Source organism: Flavobacterium sp. WC2421, from assembly GCF_040822115.1.
GTDB lineage: Bacteria > Bacteroidota > Bacteroidia > Flavobacteriales > Flavobacteriaceae > Flavobacterium.
Genome location: NZ_CP162004.1, coordinates 1,773,437 through 1,790,480 on the forward strand (window position 1 = coordinate 1,773,437; position 17,044 = coordinate 1,790,480).

The 17,044-nt window shown below is 32.5% G+C and carries 18 protein-coding genes and 1 tRNA gene; 7 read left to right on the forward strand and 12 right to left on the reverse strand.

Going from position 1 to position 17,044, the window contains the following annotated elements:
* Positions 1–17 precede the first annotated feature (17 nt).
* The 4 genes from mutL to AB3G33_RS07590 all read left to right on the forward strand — a co-directional run bounded on the left by mutL (position 18) and on the right by AB3G33_RS07590 (position 4,637).
* Positions 18–1,868 (forward strand): DNA mismatch repair endonuclease MutL, encoded by a 1,851-nt coding sequence (mutL, locus tag AB3G33_RS07575; protein ID WP_367757538.1) that lies wholly within the window; start codon positions 18–20, stop codon positions 1,866–1,868.
* Positions 1,865–2,614: a rhomboid family intramembrane serine protease gene (locus AB3G33_RS07580; RefSeq protein ID WP_367773845.1), complete on the forward strand. Its 750-nt coding sequence runs from the start codon at positions 1,865–1,867 to the stop codon at positions 2,612–2,614. The genes mutL and AB3G33_RS07580 overlap by 4 nt, the downstream gene beginning before the upstream one ends.
* Before the next feature lie 32 nt (positions 2,615–2,646).
* Positions 2,647–3,510, forward strand: a complete 864-nt coding sequence (locus tag AB3G33_RS07585; RefSeq protein ID WP_367773847.1) for a rhomboid family intramembrane serine protease — start codon at positions 2,647–2,649, stop codon at positions 3,508–3,510.
* Positions 3,511–3,593: 83 nt separating this feature from the next.
* Positions 3,594–4,637 (forward strand): endonuclease/exonuclease/phosphatase family protein, encoded by a 1,044-nt coding sequence (locus AB3G33_RS07590; protein WP_367773849.1) that lies wholly within the window; start codon positions 3,594–3,596, stop codon positions 4,635–4,637.
* Between the two features lie 8 nt (positions 4,638–4,645).
* Here the strand turns inward: AB3G33_RS07590 and AB3G33_RS07595 are convergent, their stop codons facing one another.
* The 6 genes from AB3G33_RS07595 to AB3G33_RS07620 form a co-directional block, all read right to left on the reverse strand.
* A complete protein-coding gene (locus tag AB3G33_RS07595; protein ID WP_367773850.1) occupies positions 4,646–5,272 on the reverse strand; it encodes a WbqC family protein in 627 nt (208 codons plus the stop codon).
* A gap of 90 nt (positions 5,273–5,362) precedes the next feature.
* Positions 5,363–6,940: a signal peptidase I gene (gene lepB, locus AB3G33_RS07600; RefSeq protein WP_367773852.1), complete on the reverse strand. Its 1,578-nt coding sequence runs from the start codon at positions 6,938–6,940 to the stop codon at positions 5,363–5,365.
* Between the two features lie 76 nt (positions 6,941–7,016).
* Positions 7,017–7,718, reverse strand: coding sequence for a 4-hydroxy-tetrahydrodipicolinate reductase (dapB, locus tag AB3G33_RS07605; RefSeq protein ID WP_367773855.1), 702 nt, complete (start codon positions 7,716–7,718; stop codon positions 7,017–7,019).
* 59 nt (positions 7,719–7,777) lie between these two features.
* Positions 7,778–8,338 carry a DUF5683 domain-containing protein gene (locus AB3G33_RS07610; RefSeq protein WP_367773858.1) on the reverse strand — a complete coding sequence of 187 codons (561 nt, stop codon included), beginning with the start codon at positions 8,336–8,338 and terminating at the stop codon, positions 7,778–7,780.
* Positions 8,338–9,237, reverse strand: a complete 900-nt coding sequence (locus tag AB3G33_RS07615; RefSeq protein ID WP_367757554.1) for a ParB/RepB/Spo0J family partition protein — start codon at positions 9,235–9,237, stop codon at positions 8,338–8,340. Before AB3G33_RS07615 ends, AB3G33_RS07610 begins: the two co-directional genes overlap by 1 nt.
* 4 nt (positions 9,238–9,241) lie before the next feature.
* Positions 9,242–10,009: a ParA family protein gene (locus AB3G33_RS07620; RefSeq protein ID WP_367757556.1), complete on the reverse strand. Its 768-nt coding sequence runs from the start codon at positions 10,007–10,009 to the stop codon at positions 9,242–9,244.
* 402 nt (positions 10,010–10,411) lie between these two features.
* Between AB3G33_RS07620 and AB3G33_RS07625 the strand changes: the two genes are divergently transcribed.
* Together AB3G33_RS07625 and trxB are read left to right on the forward strand one after the other, a co-directional pair.
* Positions 10,412–10,486, forward strand: a tRNA-Pro gene (locus AB3G33_RS07625).
* A gap of 130 nt (positions 10,487–10,616) precedes the next feature.
* Positions 10,617–11,564, forward strand: coding sequence for a thioredoxin-disulfide reductase (gene trxB, locus AB3G33_RS07630; RefSeq protein WP_367773861.1), 948 nt, complete (start codon positions 10,617–10,619; stop codon positions 11,562–11,564).
* 97 nt (positions 11,565–11,661) lie between these two features.
* Here trxB and AB3G33_RS07635 read toward each other — a convergent pair whose 3' ends face one another.
* The 5 genes from AB3G33_RS07635 to AB3G33_RS07655 form a co-directional block, all read right to left on the reverse strand.
* Entirely contained in the window at positions 11,662–12,495 is an 834-nt protein-coding gene (locus AB3G33_RS07635) for a DUF2807 domain-containing protein (protein WP_367773863.1), read from the reverse strand.
* Between the two features lie 87 nt (positions 12,496–12,582).
* Positions 12,583–13,323, reverse strand: a complete 741-nt coding sequence (locus AB3G33_RS07640; protein WP_367773865.1) for a head GIN domain-containing protein — start codon at positions 13,321–13,323, stop codon at positions 12,583–12,585.
* Positions 13,324–13,325: 2 nt separating this feature from the next.
* On the reverse strand, positions 13,326–15,056 hold the full coding sequence (locus AB3G33_RS07645; protein WP_367773868.1) for a PspC domain-containing protein: 1,731 nt from the start codon (positions 15,054–15,056) through the stop codon (positions 13,326–13,328).
* A gap of 5 nt (positions 15,057–15,061) precedes the next feature.
* Positions 15,062–15,391 (reverse strand): PadR family transcriptional regulator, encoded by a 330-nt coding sequence (locus tag AB3G33_RS07650; protein WP_007136354.1) that lies wholly within the window; start codon positions 15,389–15,391, stop codon positions 15,062–15,064.
* Positions 15,392–15,531: 140 nt separating this feature from the next.
* Entirely contained in the window at positions 15,532–15,987 is a 456-nt protein-coding gene (locus tag AB3G33_RS07655) for a DUF4870 domain-containing protein (RefSeq protein ID WP_367773870.1), read from the reverse strand.
* Between the two features lie 196 nt (positions 15,988–16,183).
* On the opposite strand from AB3G33_RS07655, the gene AB3G33_RS07660 reads away from it, so the two are divergent.
* The gene (locus AB3G33_RS07660) at positions 16,184–16,636 is read left to right on the forward strand and encodes a DUF4442 domain-containing protein (RefSeq protein WP_367757568.1); all 453 of its coding nucleotides are present in this window, start codon (positions 16,184–16,186) and stop codon (positions 16,634–16,636) included.
* A gap of 88 nt (positions 16,637–16,724) precedes the next feature.
* Here AB3G33_RS07660 and AB3G33_RS07665 read toward each other — a convergent pair whose 3' ends face one another.
* Positions 16,725–16,958 carry a hypothetical protein gene (locus tag AB3G33_RS07665; RefSeq protein ID WP_367773871.1) on the reverse strand — a complete coding sequence of 78 codons (234 nt, stop codon included), beginning with the start codon at positions 16,956–16,958 and terminating at the stop codon, positions 16,725–16,727.
* Positions 16,959–17,044: the final 86 nt, after the last annotated feature.

The following is a 17,044-nucleotide window of genomic DNA, read 5'->3' on the forward strand; positions in this document are numbered from 1 at the left end:
AAAACTTATATTTATTAATGTCGAGTATAATCCAATTACTTCCTGATCACGTTGCGAACCAAATTGCTGCTGGAGAAGTGGTGCAAAGACCGGCTTCAGTAGTCAAAGAATTACTCGAAAACGCGGTTGATGCTAGAGCTACAGATATTAAGTTAATCATAAAAGATGCTGGTAAAGCTTTGGTTCAAGTTATTGACAACGGTTTAGGGATGAATGTAACTGATGCTCGATTGTGTTTTGAGCGTCATGCTACATCAAAAATCCGTCAAGCCGAAGATTTATTTTCATTACACACAAAGGGTTTTCGCGGTGAAGCATTAGCTTCTATTGCTGCTATTGCGCATGTTGAAATGAAAACCAAGCAAGATCAACAGGAATTAGGAACTCAAATTGTGGTGGAAGGCAGTAAATTTATGTCACAAGAAGTGGCTGTTCTACCTAAAGGAACTTCATTTGCGGTTAAAAATTTATTTTTTAATATTCCGGCTCGTCGTAATTTTTTAAAATCAGATACCGTAGAATACCGTCATATTATTGATGAGTTTCAACGTGTCGCATTGGCACATCCCAATATTTATTTTACTTTTTATCATAATGGGAGTGAGATGTTCAATTTACCTTCCGCTAGTTTAAGACAAAGAATTGTCACTATTTTTTCGGGTAAAACCAATGAAAAATTAGTTCCTGTTCAAGAAGAAACTGAAATCGTAACTATTCAAGGGTTTGTAAGTAAACCTGAATTTGCTAAAAAGAATAGGGGAGAACAGTTTTTCTTTGTTAATGACCGATTTATAAAAAGTGGCTATCTGCATCATGCCGTTATGGCTGCCTACGATGGTATTTTAAAAGATGGAGCACAACCGAGTTATTTTTTATACTTAACGGTTCCGCCTAATACGATAGATATCAATATTCATCCTACAAAAACCGAGATTAAGTTTGACGATGAACATGCTTTATATGCCATTTTACGAGCATCCATTAAACACAGTTTAGGGCAGTTTAATGTGGCGCCAGTTTTGGATTTTGATCGTGATGCGAACTTGGATACGCCTTACAGTTATAAAGATGCTAAAGGAGAAACTCCTACAATTCAGGTTGATAGCACTTTTAATCCATTTTCGGATGACAAAGTAAATAAACATTATTCTAGTTATAAAAAACCAGAATCTACGGCCAATTGGGAAAGTTTGTATGTGGGTTTAAAACAAGATTCTGATGTTTTTACAAGTAATACTGATTTTTCATTTGAAAGTGATGAAGTCACAGGGTCTTTGTTTAATGACGAAGAGGTAGAGCAAGCAGTTCATAATTCGTACCAAATTCATAAAAAATATATTGTTTCGCCTATAAAATCAGGAATGGTTATTGTAGATCAACAGCGTGCACATCAACGTGTTTTGTATGAGCAGTTTTTGACAAATATGACAGTTCATCAAGCATCAAGCCAGCAATTATTATTTCCATTGGATTTGTTTTTTTCGTCCACTGAGATGGATCTAATTGAAGAATTAAAACTTTCTCTGGTTAATACCGGTTTTGTTTTTGAAGAAACAAATTCAGATCATGTGGTTATTTCTGGAATTCCAGTCAATGTGACTGAAAGTGAGGTTTCGATGGTGTTAGAACAATTATTAAGTGATTTACAGGATGGAATTCCTGAAAGTAGCTTTAGCCAGAATGATACAATAGCAAAATCAATGGCCAAAAGTTTGGCTGTGAAAACAGGGACTACTTTAACAATAAAAGAACAAGAAAACTTGGTTAACGGTCTTTTTGCCTGTAAAGATCCCAATGTTTCCCCTTTTCAAAAACCGACTTTCATCACGATGCGTGTGGAAGATTTAGATAAAAAATTTGCACTATGAGAAATGTAACCGAAACGGTAAAACAATTAATTATAATTAATATCCTATTTTTTATAGGAACACAAATTGTTGGAGACGCTGCTTACCAAATGTTGGCGATGTATTTCCCGGAAAACACTAATTTTCAATTTTGGCAACCTATCACGCATATGTTTATGCATGGAGGATTTATGCATATTTTCTTCAACATGTTTGCATTATATTCTTTTGGTTCGGCTTTAGAGCATTATTGGGGAGGTAAGAAGTTTCTATTCTTTTATTTCTCTTGCGGCTTAGGAGCGGCACTTTTGCATACGGGAATAAACTATTATTATTTTCAAGAGGGAATGAATACATTAGTTGACCAAGGTTTTTCAAAAGCAGAAGTTTTAGCTGTTTTGAATGGGAAAGGGAGCAATGAAATTGTGCCAATTTTGAATAGTCCAGGTTTTCAAAATTTTATTAGCGCCTATATGGGTACTGTAGTTGGGGCTTCTGGAGCTATTTACGGTGTTATTGTCGCTTTTGCATTTATGTTTCCTAATGCAGAGTTGGCTTTGATGTTTATTCCTATACCAATTAAAGCAAAGTATTTTGTTCCAGGATTAGTTTTAGTAGATTTGTATTTAGGGGTTTCTGGACAATCTATTTTTGGAAGTGGTGGGCCAGGAATCGCCCATTTTGCGCATGTTGGTGGTGCTTTATTTGGGTTTTTGATTTCATGGTATTGGAAAAAAAATCAGTTTGATGGCAATCGTTGGAATTAATAGGGGTTATTTGTAAATTCTAAATATAAAAAATGAATATTCTAGACGACTTAAAAATTCAATACAAATTAGGAGGTATAGCTAATAGATTAATCTATTGGAATGTAGGTTGTTTTTTAGTTTCATTACTTTTTTTTTATGAATTTAAAGGAGGGGTATTTAATTTTCCAACTTGGATCGCTTTGTCTACAGACTCTTCTAACTTTTTATTCAAACCGTGGACATTCCTAACCTATGCTTTTTTTCATGATGGTTTCTGGCATTTGGTTTTTAATATGATGGTGTTGAATTTTTCAAGTACTTTATTTTTAACTTTTTTTACCCAAAAACAATATTTAGGAGTTTATATTTTAAGCGCCATATTTGCAGGGTTTTCCTTTGTCTTAGGCTATTATTTACTTGGAATTAGTGCCTCAATTGTAGGTGCATCAGCTGCTATTATGGGTATTTTGGTTGCTGTGACAACCTATCAGCCTTTAATGAATGTGCGTTTGCTTTTGATTGGAAATGTAAAATTGTGGCACATTACTGCTGTTATTCTTATACTTGATCTCATGCAATTTCGTTTAGATAATACCGGTGGTCATATCTCGCATTTAGCTGGGGCACTGTTCGGTTTTGTCTTTATAAAACTACTTCAAAACGGAACTGATTTGAGTACGATTGTAAGTAGAGTGATTGATTTTTTTACTAATTTATTTAAGGTGTCACCCAAAACACCTTTCAAAAAAGTACATAAAAACTATACTAAGCCTGTTGGTACGACTGCTTCTAGAATTATAACAAAAGATAAAGCGCAACAACAAATTGATGAAATTTTGGATAAAATCAGTCAGTCTGGATATGATAGTTTAACAAAAGAAGAAAAAGAATTTCTGTTCAAAGCAGGGAAGTAGTACTTTTATAGTATTTTTCGTAAATAAAAGAAGCAATTTTGCGTTATTAATTTAGCAAAGTAATTAACTGAATAAATACTAATATGAAAAACCTTTCATGGTTCAATAAAGGAATGTTTTTTTTAAATATTGTTCTGACAATAGTCACCTTTGTGGCCTATGTTTTGCCTTTTTTAGCGCCAAAGCTGTTTCCGATTTTGTCTGTTTTGACACTTTTCATGCCAATGTTTTTTATATTGAATGGATTATTTTTTATGTATTGGGGGCTCCAATTCAAAAAAAGAATGATTTTGTCTGGATTAGTACTTTTGATGGGGATCACGTTTATTAATAAATTTTATAAATTTTCTTCTAAAGTGTATCCTGAAGATGACAAAGACTTTAAAGTAATGAGCTATAATGTTCGTTTATTTAATTTATTCAAGTGGATAGATAAAGAAGATGTTCCTGGTGATATTTTGACTTTTATCAATGAAAAAAACCCAGATATTCTGTGTATTCAAGAATTTTCTTCTTCGGCAAATATTGACTTGAAAGTGTACCGCTATAAATATATTTTTATGGAGGGCAATAAAATTAAAACGGGGCAGGCGATTTTTTCTAAATTTCCCATTATTAATCAAGGGGATATTGTATTTCCTAATTCGAATAATAATGTAATTTATGCTGACATAAAAAAGGGTAAGGATATTATTCGAGTCTATAACATGCATCTTCAATCTATAAAAATTACGCCAGATGTTAACGAAATTTCTGAAAATATAAATGTGATAAATCAGGATAAGTCTCAAATGTTATTGATAAGAATCAGTAAGGCGTTTAAACAGCAACAGCAACAAGCAGAGATTTTAAAAGAGCATAAGAAACAATGTGAGTATCCTATAATTATCTGTGGAGATATGAATAACAGTGCTTTTTCTTATGTGTATAGAAACATTAAAGGAACGCTTAAAGATAGTTTTGAGGAAGCAGGTACTGGTTTTGGGCAAACGTATAAATTCAGGTATTATCCTGCGAGAATTGATTATATTTTTGCCGATGAAAAAATGACAGTTAAGAAATTTGAAAGCTTCTCTGATTTTGATAATTCAGATCATTATCCTATTATGGTCAAACTATCTTTGTAATAGTTCTTTTATTGGAGTATAATAGTTTGGGCTTTTAAATAGTCAGTAGTGAATTTACCCTCATTGAATAACAAGTCAAGAACACTTAGGTTATTGATAAAGTCATATTTGTCATCAAAAACCTGCGGATACTTTTCAAAAGAAGAAACGTCTTTTTTCCCTTCTACCAAAAATCTAAAGTCTTTTATAATGCTGGTATCTACTTCATGAAAGTATTCAGTAGTAGTATCAAATTCTAATTTCATTCGCAAACATTTCGAAACAACAGCTATGGTTTCAAAATTTAAATCTATTAAGTATTTGTATTTTTTTTCGAAAATAACACGAATATCATCTTCAAAAAATTCAAAGAAAGGGGAACTTCTATAAGCTGCTTCTAGTGATTTGAAGTGTTGTTTTTGCCAATCAAACTCAGGTTCAATTTGAATGTCTTTCGTTTTCTGGCGGATTAATTTGGAGTGCTTAACGGGAATGTTTAAGAGTTGAATTCCGTTTGGGCTGTAGATATAAGTTCGGTTGCGATTGGTTTGCTTTTGGAAATTATCTTCAATTTCAAACGTGATTTTCTCTGCCTGAAGCATCGCTGCAAAATGGCTAATTGAAGGAAAATAGGTTGGGTACAGTAAAGTGTTCATATTTGTCTAAAGTTATAAAGTAATAAAGTCGGAAGTCATAAAGTTGCTCTTAAAAGAGTATTTTATGACTTCCGACTTTGAAACTTTTGACTAATTTTTATTCTCTTTTCTTTTTTTCCAAAAATATTCACCAGCGAAGAAAGCAGCTAGTGCAATTAAGAAATATTTAAAATACGACTGTGGTTGTCCTTCCCCGTTTACGGTTGTAAAGACTCTATCCCAACGAACTTTGTTCAATCCTTTTCCATTGGTATCCCAACTCATCCAGATGAATATAGGTTTACCTACAATGTGATTTTCTGGAACAAATCCCCAATAGCGGCTATCTTCAGAGTTGTGGCGGTTGTCTCCCATCATCCAGTAATAGTTTTGTTTGAAAGTATAGTCTTTTACAACTTCGCCATTCAATCGAATTTCATTTCCTGTTACCTTAAGGTCATTTTTTTCACCATTATCATTCTTCAATTCATAGTCCGTAATGATTCTTTTGTAAAAAGGCAATGACTCCACTGTAAGTGCAACTGTTTTTCCTTTTTGTGGAATATAAATTGGACCAAAATTATCTTGATTCCATTTGGTGTTTTGAGGGAATATAGCAGCTTCTGGAGTTCTAGAAATTTCCCTGATTACTGAAGTTATTCCAGGAACATTTTTTAATCTTTCCGCTCCTGCAGCAGTAAGTGCTCTGAAAAGTAGTGTATCTTTTGTTTCGTTATTTTTAAAATAAACAGCATCCGTAATATCAAGATCCTTAAGTAAATATTCAAAATCAATGGGTGTTTTTCCATCTAATGCTACAGTATATGAAAATTGAGGTTTAGCACGTTCAGGTAATTGCAAGATTTTACCATCGATGTAGACAATTCCATCTTTGATAGATAAACTATCGCCAGGTACTCCCACACATCGTTTTACATAATTTGATTTTTTATCAATTGGTTTGATAACTCCAGGTTTTCCTTTAGCTTCAAAGAAATAATGAACCGTATCTACTGGCCAGTTAAAAACCACGATATCCGTACGATTGATCTTCTCTATACCGGGTAATCTTAAATAAGGCAATTGTGGCCAATTAAGGTATGATTTGGTTTTAATAAAAGGTATGGAATCATGAACCATTGGTAATGCTACGGTAGTCATAGGGATCCGTGCCCCGTAATTTACTTTACTTACAAATAGAAAATCACCTACTAATAACGATTTTTCTAAGGAAGAAGTTGGGATAGTATAAGGTTGAACAAAATAAGTATGTACTAAAGTCGCTACTATAATGGCAAAAAGTAAAGAACTTAATGTATCAGTTGTTTTGTTTTCAGAAGTTGTGCTTTTGTCAGATACATAATTTAATTTTTGGGTGTAATTAATATAGTAAATGTATAATCCAAAAGTTATTATTCCTAAAAAAGAATCTAGAGTAGAGCATTTTCCAAAACTTCTTAATGTTTCAACCCAAATAATTGGAAACATGATTAAGTTAATAATGGGTATGAAAAGTAATATAGTCCACCAAGTTGGGCGGCCAATGATTTTCATCAAAACGATAGCATTGTAAACTGGTATTCCAGCTTCCCAACGTTTTCTTCCTGCAGCCTCATATAACTTCCATGTACCTAAAAAGTGGACAACTTGGATGAATAAGAAAAATACAAACCAATGATATAGTGTCATAATTTTTTATTTAAAGTTTAATTTTTAAGGTAGTTTTTCTCGAAATAGCTAACCTCTAAAAATAGATATAATACGTTTATTTTAAATCCAGAACATCTTTCATCGAGAAGATTCCTTTTTTACCAAAAATCCATTCAGCAGCGATAACAGCTCCAAGAGCAAAGCCTTCACGGCTATGTGCGGTATGTTTTATTTCTACGCTGTCAACAACGGAATTGTAAGTCACGGTATGTGTGCCCGGAACAGTTCCAATTCGTTTCGCTTCAATATGAATTTCGTTAGCTTCAGGAGTTTCTAATGTCCAGTTGGTGTAATTACTGTTTTCAATAACGCCTTTGGCTAAAGAAATTGCAGTTCCACTTGGGGCATCTAGTTTTTGAGTATGGTGAATTTCCTCCATCTCAATGCTGTAGCTGTCTAATTTCGCCATCATTTTGGCCAGATATTCATTGAGTTCAAAGAAAATATTTACACCCAGACTAAAGTTTGAACTAGATAGAAAGGCTCCGTTTTTTTCATTACATAAGGTAACCATTTCTTCATAATGCTCTAACCATCCAGTTGTTCCTGAGATTACTGGTACATTGTTTTCAAAACAATTTGAAATATTGCTTACAGCTGCAGTTGGGATGCTGAAATCAATGGCAACATCAGCATTTGATAGCCCTTCATAAGTATTATGCTCGTCTTTTTTCAAAACGATTTCATGCCCTCTTATCAGCGCGATTCTTTCAATTACTTGACCCATTTTACCATATCCTAAAAGCGCAATTTTCATTTGTTTTGTATTTTATAAATTAAAAAAATTATAGAGAAACCAATAGTTTTAGTTGTGCTCTAAAAATTATAATTAAGAGTTAGACCCACATTTGTTTTGAATGTTACATCATTGGGGTAAATAATTGGACGTATTGATAAGTTTTCATCAACATTAAACTGTATTAGGGCTGCATCAACATTAGCATCTATTATGTTTAAAGCATAAAATGCTACAACGAATAAAGCGGATAAATCGCGGTTGCGTTGATAGAATTTTTGACCAGAAATTAATCTAGAGTTATCTAAATAAGTAAAATTATCGTCACTATATCCTTCTAATCTTCGTTTGTATGCATCTCTATATTGATGGTATTTTTTATTACTATCTAGATAAAAATAAAGACTAGTACCAATAGCACCATATACCAGTGGGATTTTCCAATATTTTTTATTGTATGCTTGACCTAAACCAGGTAAAATAGCGGAGTAAAAAGCCGCCTTTGCTGGGGTTAAAGGATCGATATCATTTGATTTTAAAGTGTCTTTTGCGACTAGAACAGCCTCTTTTTTTGCTTGAGCAAAAACAGTAGCATTTCCTAAAATAAAGAAAAGTATTCCTATGGAAATAAGTTTGTTCACTATCCCTTTATTAATTCGATGATTCTTTTTAAATCTTCTTCGGATTGAAAAGGAATTGTAATTTTTCCTTTACCATTTCCTGCTACTTTTACATCTACTTTGTTTCCAAAATAAGTAGAGAACACTTTCTTTTGTGACTCTTCAATTTCAAAAGAAGCTGCTTTTGCTTTTGTAGCTGGTTTTGGTTTCAAGCTGTCTTGATAGTTTTTTACCAATGCTTCTGTATCACGAACGGAAAGATTCTGACTTACAATTTTTTGATAGATATCAGTTTGAATGTCAAGATCTTCAATGTTTATTATAGCACGACCATGTCCCATACTGATAAAGCCATCACGAATACCTGTTTGAATAATTGGATCTAATTTTAAAAGGCGCAAGTAATTAGCGATAGTAGACCGTTTTTTCCCAACACGTTCACTCATTTGCTCTTGAGTCAATTGAATTTCATCAATCAATCGTTGGTATGAAAGTGCGATTTCAATAGGATCTAAATCATGACGTTGAATATTTTCAACTAAAGCCATCACCAATGATTCATTGTCGTTTGCAATACGAATATATGCTGGAACTGTTGTAAGTCCAACTAAAGTAGAAGCACGTAAACGACGTTCCCCTGAAATTAATTGGTATTTATTAAAGTCTAATTTTCGTACGGTAATAGGTTGAATAACGCCTAATTCCTTGATGGAAGTAGCGAGTTCTCGCAATGATTCTTCATTGAAATTACTTCTTGGTTGAAATGGATTTATTTCAATCGCATCAATTTCAAGCTCAATAATATTTCCTACAACTTTATCAGCATTTTTATCATCTACGGATTTTATATCATTTTCCGGATCTTTTAATAATGCAGATAATCCTCTTCCTAAGGCTTGTTTTTTTATTGCTTTTGCCATAAAACTATTTACTGTTTTTCTTTATAACTTCTTGAGCTAAGTGTAAGTAGTTAGTCGCTCCCTTACTTGTTGCATCATAGTTTATAATGCTTTCACCAAAACTTGGTGCTTCACTCAGTTTTACATTTCGTTGGATAATGGTATCAAAAACCATATCGTTGAAATGTTTTTGAACTTCTTCTACAACTTGGTTCGATAAACGCAAACGAGAGTCAAACATTGTTAATAACAAACCTTCAATGTCTAAATCTGGATTGTGAATTTTTTGAATACTTTTTATAGTATTTAATAATTTACCTAAACCTTCGAGTGCAAAATATTCACATTGTATTGGAATAATAACAGAGTCTGCCGCTGTTAATGCATTTAAAGTAAGCAATCCTAATGATGGTGCGCAATCTATAATGATGTAGTCATATTCGTCTTTTATATCTTCCAATGCTTTTTTAAGCATGTATTCTCTATTTTCTTTGTCTACCAATTCAATTTCGATGGCAACAAGGTCAATATGAGATGGAATTACATCCACATTTGGCGCAGAACATTTTACTATAGCTTCTCTGGGAGTGTTGCTGTGTTCCAGAATTTGATAGGTTCCAATTTCTACACTTTCCACATCAATACCTAACCCTGAACTAGCATTAGCTTGAGGGTCAGCGTCAATAAGTAGTACTTTTTTTTCTAAAACCCCTAAGGATGCAGCAAGATTTACTGATGTCGTTGTCTTTCCAACTCCTCCTTTTTGATTAGCAATCGCAATGATTTTGCCCATTTATTTTTCTAAATTTTGAACCGTAAAAATACAATTAATTATGGTTTCTAAAAATCTATTTTGTTAACATTTGTTAAAGCTTGATTAGTTGTCAATTGAACTATTTCATTTTAAAAAAAAGGAGCGTTAATTTTAAGGAGCTATTCCAGCTGTTTGTTTCAAGTTCTTGTACTTCAGTGTTTTTTCTAATGCTATAAAAGGAGCTTCTTTTAGTCGCTCTTTTATAGCAAGAAAAAATAACAGGAAGTACTGCGAGTCTTTTCACTACCATCTGGGCTAGGCGTTTATTATATATAATTTAGAGAGATTTTTAAAGTATTATTTTTATTCTAAATTAATTATTTCTTATTTCTGAAATAGTTTTGCAAAAGCAAAAAATAATTCTATATTTGCACCCGCTTTCGGGGTGTAGCGTAGCTCGGTTATCGCGCCTGCTTTGGGAGCAGGAGGCCGCAGGTTCGAATCCTGCCACCCCGACAAAAAAACCTTTCTGTTCCTACAGAAGGGTTTTTTTTATTGTAGAATAACAAAAACTAATTGCGCAAGTTCAATATTCCAGCAATTAAAACTTATTTTTGTGCTTTTAAAATTATAATATATCCTTATTATGTCAGATACAATCGAAAAAATTAAATGTCTTATTATAGGTTCTGGACCGGCAGGTTATACTGCGGCAATATATGCAGCCAGAGCAAACATGAATCCTGTTTTATACCAAGGAATACAACCAGGCGGACAATTAACTACTACTAATGAAGTAGAGAATTTCCCAGGTTATGTAGATGGAGTTACTGGACCAGAGATGATGGTTCAATTGCAAGCACAAGCACAACGTTTTGGTACTGATGTACGTGATGGATGGGCTACTAAAGTAGACTTTTCTGGAGATGTACATAAAGTATGGATTAATGATACTAAAGAATTGCACTGTGAAACGGTGATTATTTCTACCGGTGCTTCGGCAAAATATTTAGGACTGCCATCTGAACAACACTATTTAAAAATGGGTGGAGGAGTTTCTGCCTGTGCTGTTTGTGACGGATTTTTCTATAGAAATCAAGAAGTAGTAATTGTAGGAGCTGGAGATTCGGCTTGTGAGGAAGCACATTATTTATCTAAACTTTGTAAAAAAGTAACAATGTTAGTACGTAGTGAAAAATTCCGTGCTTCAAAAATCATGGAAGAACGCGTTCGCAAAACAGAGAATATTACTATTTTAATGAACCATGATACTGTTGAAGTTTTAGGTGATGAACAAGTGGTAACTGCTGTAAAAGCGTTGAATAAATCTACAAATGAGACTTTTGACATTGAAGCAACAGGTTTCTTCGTGGCAATTGGTCATAAGCCCAATACAGATATTTTTAAAGACTTTCTTACATTAGACGAAACTGGATATATTATAAATACTCCTGGTACTTCTAAAACGAATGTAGCTGGTGTTTTTGTAGCTGGTGATGCTGCAGATCATGTGTATCGTCAAGCAATTACTGCTGCTGGCACAGGATGTATGGCCGCTCTAGATGCAGAGCGATATTTAGCTTCCAAAGATTAATCAAGAGAATTAAATTTCTTTATAAAAAAAGGTCCCGATTTTTACAAATCGGGACCTTTTTTTAATTTAATAATTCGAGTATAATCAAATAAGGATTCTATTTTACTTTTTTAAGTAACTTGGCTTCATCCGTAAATTTTTTCATTTCTATTTTTGGATCACCATATAAGTCAACTTCTGATTTGTCTGAAGCGGCAATAACGATATTTGTTTCTGCATTAACGGAGCATTCAGCATAGCCTTCAGCTGTTAAATCAATATTTTTTACAGTTAACTTATTGGCAGTTAATTTTGAATTGCTGTCGATTCTGATAAGGGCGTTCATTGCGCTTCCTTCTATTTTAGCTTCTGATTTTTGATATAAATCGCTAATCAAGTTTTGTGTTGCGATTAATGATTTTAATGAGGCACTTTGGCTCAATACAATTTTCGAATTTTCAGATTTCAGATTTAGTTCCACTTTAGATTTGTCATTAGACTCTAAAAGAAAATCTTTGGAATTAACATTTAAAAAAAGCTGTGAATTATCAAATGATTTAAATGTAATGGTATCAATCTGTACTTCTTGAATTGCATTTATAGCCACATCGTTTTTTGAAGTTACAAAATTCAAGTCTTTAGTATAGGTAATCTTTACAATTAACTTCTTGTATCGAATGGCTTCTTTTCTTGTGTAAACGCGTAATGTATTACCTCTTAAATCTATTGAAATAATATCATGAAGATTGTCATCTGCTTCAATTTTTATTTCAGGTTTCTCTCCCATTTCTAAGTATACTTCAAGATTGTCTTCGACTTCAAGAGTATTAAAAGGGCCTATTTCTCTTTGCTCAGTAGTTACTTTTTTAGATCCTTTTATTTTTTCTTTACTTTGCGCCAATGTTATAGTTGTAGATATAAGAAGTAGAAGTACAGCGATGTAATTTTTCATTATGACATTAAATTATGGTTTTTACAAATATAAAAAAATCATCCATTTTTAATGAATGATTTTGGTAATAATTCTATATTAGATAAGCTAATCTCTATCAATACTTGCTCCAGAGCTTGAATTTTTTTCAAGTGAATGTGGCGTATTATTATAAGTAATAGAGCTACCACTAGAAGCTTTTGCTTTCAAACTTACTATGGGATGAACATGTATTGATGATCCGCTAGATGATTTTGCGCTCACTTCATTGGCTAATAATTCTTTGGCATTGATTGTGCTTCCGCTAGAAGCTATTGCTTCTAAGTTAAGAGCCATACCATTCATTGAAATAGTGCTACCACTACTTGATTTGCTAGATATATTATCGGATTCAATTTTCACATCAATAGTTGCGGCACTAGAAGCTCTAAGACTAATTTTTTCTCCTTTCAACGTATTGATGCTTCGTATTGAGGAGGCGCTTGACGCTTGTAGTTCTTCAATAATTGGCATTTTAACAGTGACTTTTTTCGACTCAATATTAATAAATGAATTGTAATCACATGCAACAATAAGTACTCCATTTTCAACTTTTGTAGTAATGCTATTTTGCAAGTTATCATCCGCCTCAACACTAATTTCCTTATTATCACCTTGCTCAATAACAAGATCAATAGCATTGCTTACTTCTATACTTTTAAAGTCTCCTTCTACAGTCCTTTTTTCAGTGGTAACGTTTCCACTACCTCTTATCGATTTTGAATTTACAGAATAGTTGCAGGATGCAAACAATAATGCAGTTAGCGCAACCAGTATAAATTTTGTGATGATTGTGATGATTTTTAGCATGATTATTTAGTTTTAATGATGATACCGTCTTTGTTTATTTTCAACTCTTTGATATTATTGTTTTCTTTAATTATAGTATCATTCGTAATTGAAACCCCGTTTTTATTAATTGTTACTGTAGCGTGGTCGTCTTCATTATTATCAACATCCACATCATTATACTCATCTTCATCAGCTGGACAATCCAAACATTTTACTTTTGTGTCCATTACTTGGTAAAGATATTTATCTGAACTGTAGTGTAAGTTAAAAAACTCATCATTAGATCTATCATAGTTTTGCACACTTGAATCTGCTTTAAATAAAGTTCCTTCGGGTAAGTATAATGTGACTTCAATTTCTTGATCTCTGTATTTATTTTTTAAATCACTCAATAGATAGTTATCAAGTATTAATTGATTTCCAATTATTTTGTAGTTGTATTTAATTTCTTTTGCTCTTTTTTTAGCTTCAGATAAAGATTTTCCTTTTGCCTCTTTTTCTATTTGAATATAGGGTATTTTCTCGTCTGTTTTTTCGATTTTAAAACTAACTTCATTTGAATAAATAACATCATTGTCAGTGGAGTCTTGGGTAATTTTGAAATCATTTCTATCATTCACATTTTTTGCATAATAGTCATTGTGTTTGAATTTAATAAACAAAGTGTCAGTAGGTTGCATAACTATATTCTCTTTATGTACTACTCTACCATCAATTGCAAATGCAGTTGCTTGTCTTATTCCAATAGAGATTGCTAATGCTACTGCAATTATCCAAAGTGCTAATAATGTATATTTAGCAATGTTTCCTATTGACTTCATGTTTGGAGCCAATAATTTAAAACCCAATAGCGTTAGAAAAAAGAAAGGGATACCCACTGCAAAGAACATTAATAGTCCAAATGACCAAATAGGGTAGTCCGTAAAGTTTCCTGCTTCAACAAAACTTTGCCATGGGAAATCAATAAAAGTGGAAGAGCCTAATGTGAATACGCCTATCAGTAAAAAGATTAATGTTGTTAATCCTGTGATGATTAATAGGATACCGAGAAATTTAGCAAATACTTTGAAAACAGATAGGATAAAATCTCCAAATGAACTTCCTATTTTATTTGCTCCCGACTTTATTTGATTACCGTATTTGTCATAATCAACATTTTTAATTTTGTCAGAAACGTTTTCAAATTCTTCACGAACTTTTTTTTCGATATTCGAAATGTTAACTGGTTCTCCAGTCATTTCTAGTTTTTCGGATGTTGTTATTGCTTCTGGCGTTACAATCCAAAGAATGATGTAGGCTAATACACCTGTTCCAAATCCCCAAACTGATATTATTAATAAAATTCGAATCCATACAGTATCAATTCCAAAATAATGACTAAGTCCAGCAGCTACACCGCCTATCATTCCTTTTTCTTTATCTCTATATAGTTTTTTTACTCTTCTATTAGAAGTTTCTGTAAAGGTTTGATTTGTTTTATTGTCTTCTTCAATGATATAGTCTTCAGGTTGTCCCATGACCGTAATCACTTCGTCAACATCTTTTAAACCCACAACATGTTTGTCGCTTTTTTGTTTCTCGTTCAGTAATTCCGAAACGCGCATTTCAATGTCTTTGATGATTTCTTCTTGACCAGATGAATTGGATAGAGAACGCTTTATAGCATCAAAATAACGAGTTAGTTTTTGGTATGCATCTTCATCTATATGAAAGAACATTCCGCCTAAGTTTATATTTACAGTTTTGTTCATGACTCTTATTTTTGGTTTGTGATTAGATTTACGGCATCAGACAATTCTGTCCAAGTACCATTTAATTCGTTTAAAAAGGTTTGTCCTATTTCAGTAAGACCATAATATTTTCTTGGTGGTCCTGATGTTGATTCTTCCCAACGGTAGCTTAATAATCCGTCGTTTTTTAGTCGTGTCAGTAGTGGGTAAATAGTACCCTCCACTACGAGTAATTTTGCGTTTTTTAAAGTGTCTAGTATTTCCGATGTGTATGCATCTTTTTCTTTCAATACGGATAGGATGCAAAATTCGAGAACACCTTTACGCATCTGTGCTTTTGTGTTTTCAATGTTCATAATTTCATTTTTGTTTTTGGATTAAACTGTTCATTTTTTGATTGATGATTGATGATTATTTTTAGAAGCTATTTCCTGCTGTCCGTTGTATTCCCGATAAATAAAATCGGGAGATGTCACTTCCATCAGGGATAGGCTCGTTATTTTATAAATGGAATTGTGATTGGATATTTAAAACGTTCTCCGTTTGATGTTTTTATTGCTGCATAGATAATTAAAAAGAACTCTGCTATTTTCAAACAGCCAAAAATAATAACTGCCATAATTCCAATTGTTAATAGACCAATACTGTTGTCAAAATTAAAATTATTGATAACAAAATTATCATCATGAATGATAGCATCAAAAGGAACATTGTTAAAAATAGTGATTAAGAAAATAGGTACTGCAATAGCAATAAGGACTAACGAATACAATAGTAAACTCAATTGAAAATTAAGTACTTGTTTTCCATTATAATCTACAAATTCGGACTGATCTTTTTTTGTCGACCAAATTAATATTGGAAAAATATAATTCCCAAAAGGAATAAAGTATTGTGTTAACGTACTTATGTGTGTAAAAGTAGCGGCATTTTTTTCGGTAATTGTTTCCATTTTTTTTGATTTTTGATTGATGATTGAAAGTACAGAACTAATTTCGATTAGCTTACCTAGTAATTTCTTATGCAAATATATGTCCAAAAGACAGTATCTTGTATCGCATAGTAGTAAATATTAACATATTTTTAACAAATTATTTTTATATGTACGCATAGTATTTTTTTGTATATTAGCAAAAAAACAAGTAATAATGAACCTTACAGCCTCTAAACTTAATAAATTTCTATTTTTCAAATTGCCTTCTGCTTTTCTTTGCGGAGTAAGGGTAAAAGAAATAGATGAGAATAAATGTGTGGTCTCTGTAAAACACCGCTGGATCAATCAAAATCCATTCAATTCGATGTATTTTGCAGTTCAGGCTATGGCTGCTGAGCTTTCAACAGGAGCATTAGTAATCTATCAAATTAAAAAAAGCGGAAAAAAAATATCCATGTTAGTGGCTAATAATAAAGGAAATTTTACAAAAAAAGCAACTGGAAGAATAACATTTGTATGTAAGGATGGGCACTTGATAGCGCAAGCAATCAAAGAAACAATTGCTACAGGAGAGGGACAAACTTTCTGGATGAAATCCATAGGGACGAATGAAGAGGGAGTTCAAGTGTCAGAAATGGATTTTGAATGGAGTGTTAGAATAAAATAAAAATAAGTTGTTTACTAGTTTGTAAAAAAAGAAGGCTCTAAATTAGTTAGAGCCTTCTTTTGTAAAAATTATTTTATACTTTTTTAAATTAGCATTTTTTACCTTCTTTTTTACTTGTTTTGGCACTGCATTTTTTTCCGTCGGCCTTGCATTTTACTTGACATTTTGCAACATCTTCTGCACTCATAGTCTTTGCGTCAGATTCTTTTGCCATGCAACAAGATTCTTTTTTTGTTTTTTCTTTTTTAGCCGGTTTTGCATCTTGAGCACTTGCGTTTATAGTAAATAAAGCTATTGCTAAAAGGGTGATTATTTTTTTCATACTCTATATTGTTTTTATATTCGAATTTTCGATTCAAATATAAAAACAATTCTCAGTTCAACTTTACAAAATTTAGTTAATATTTC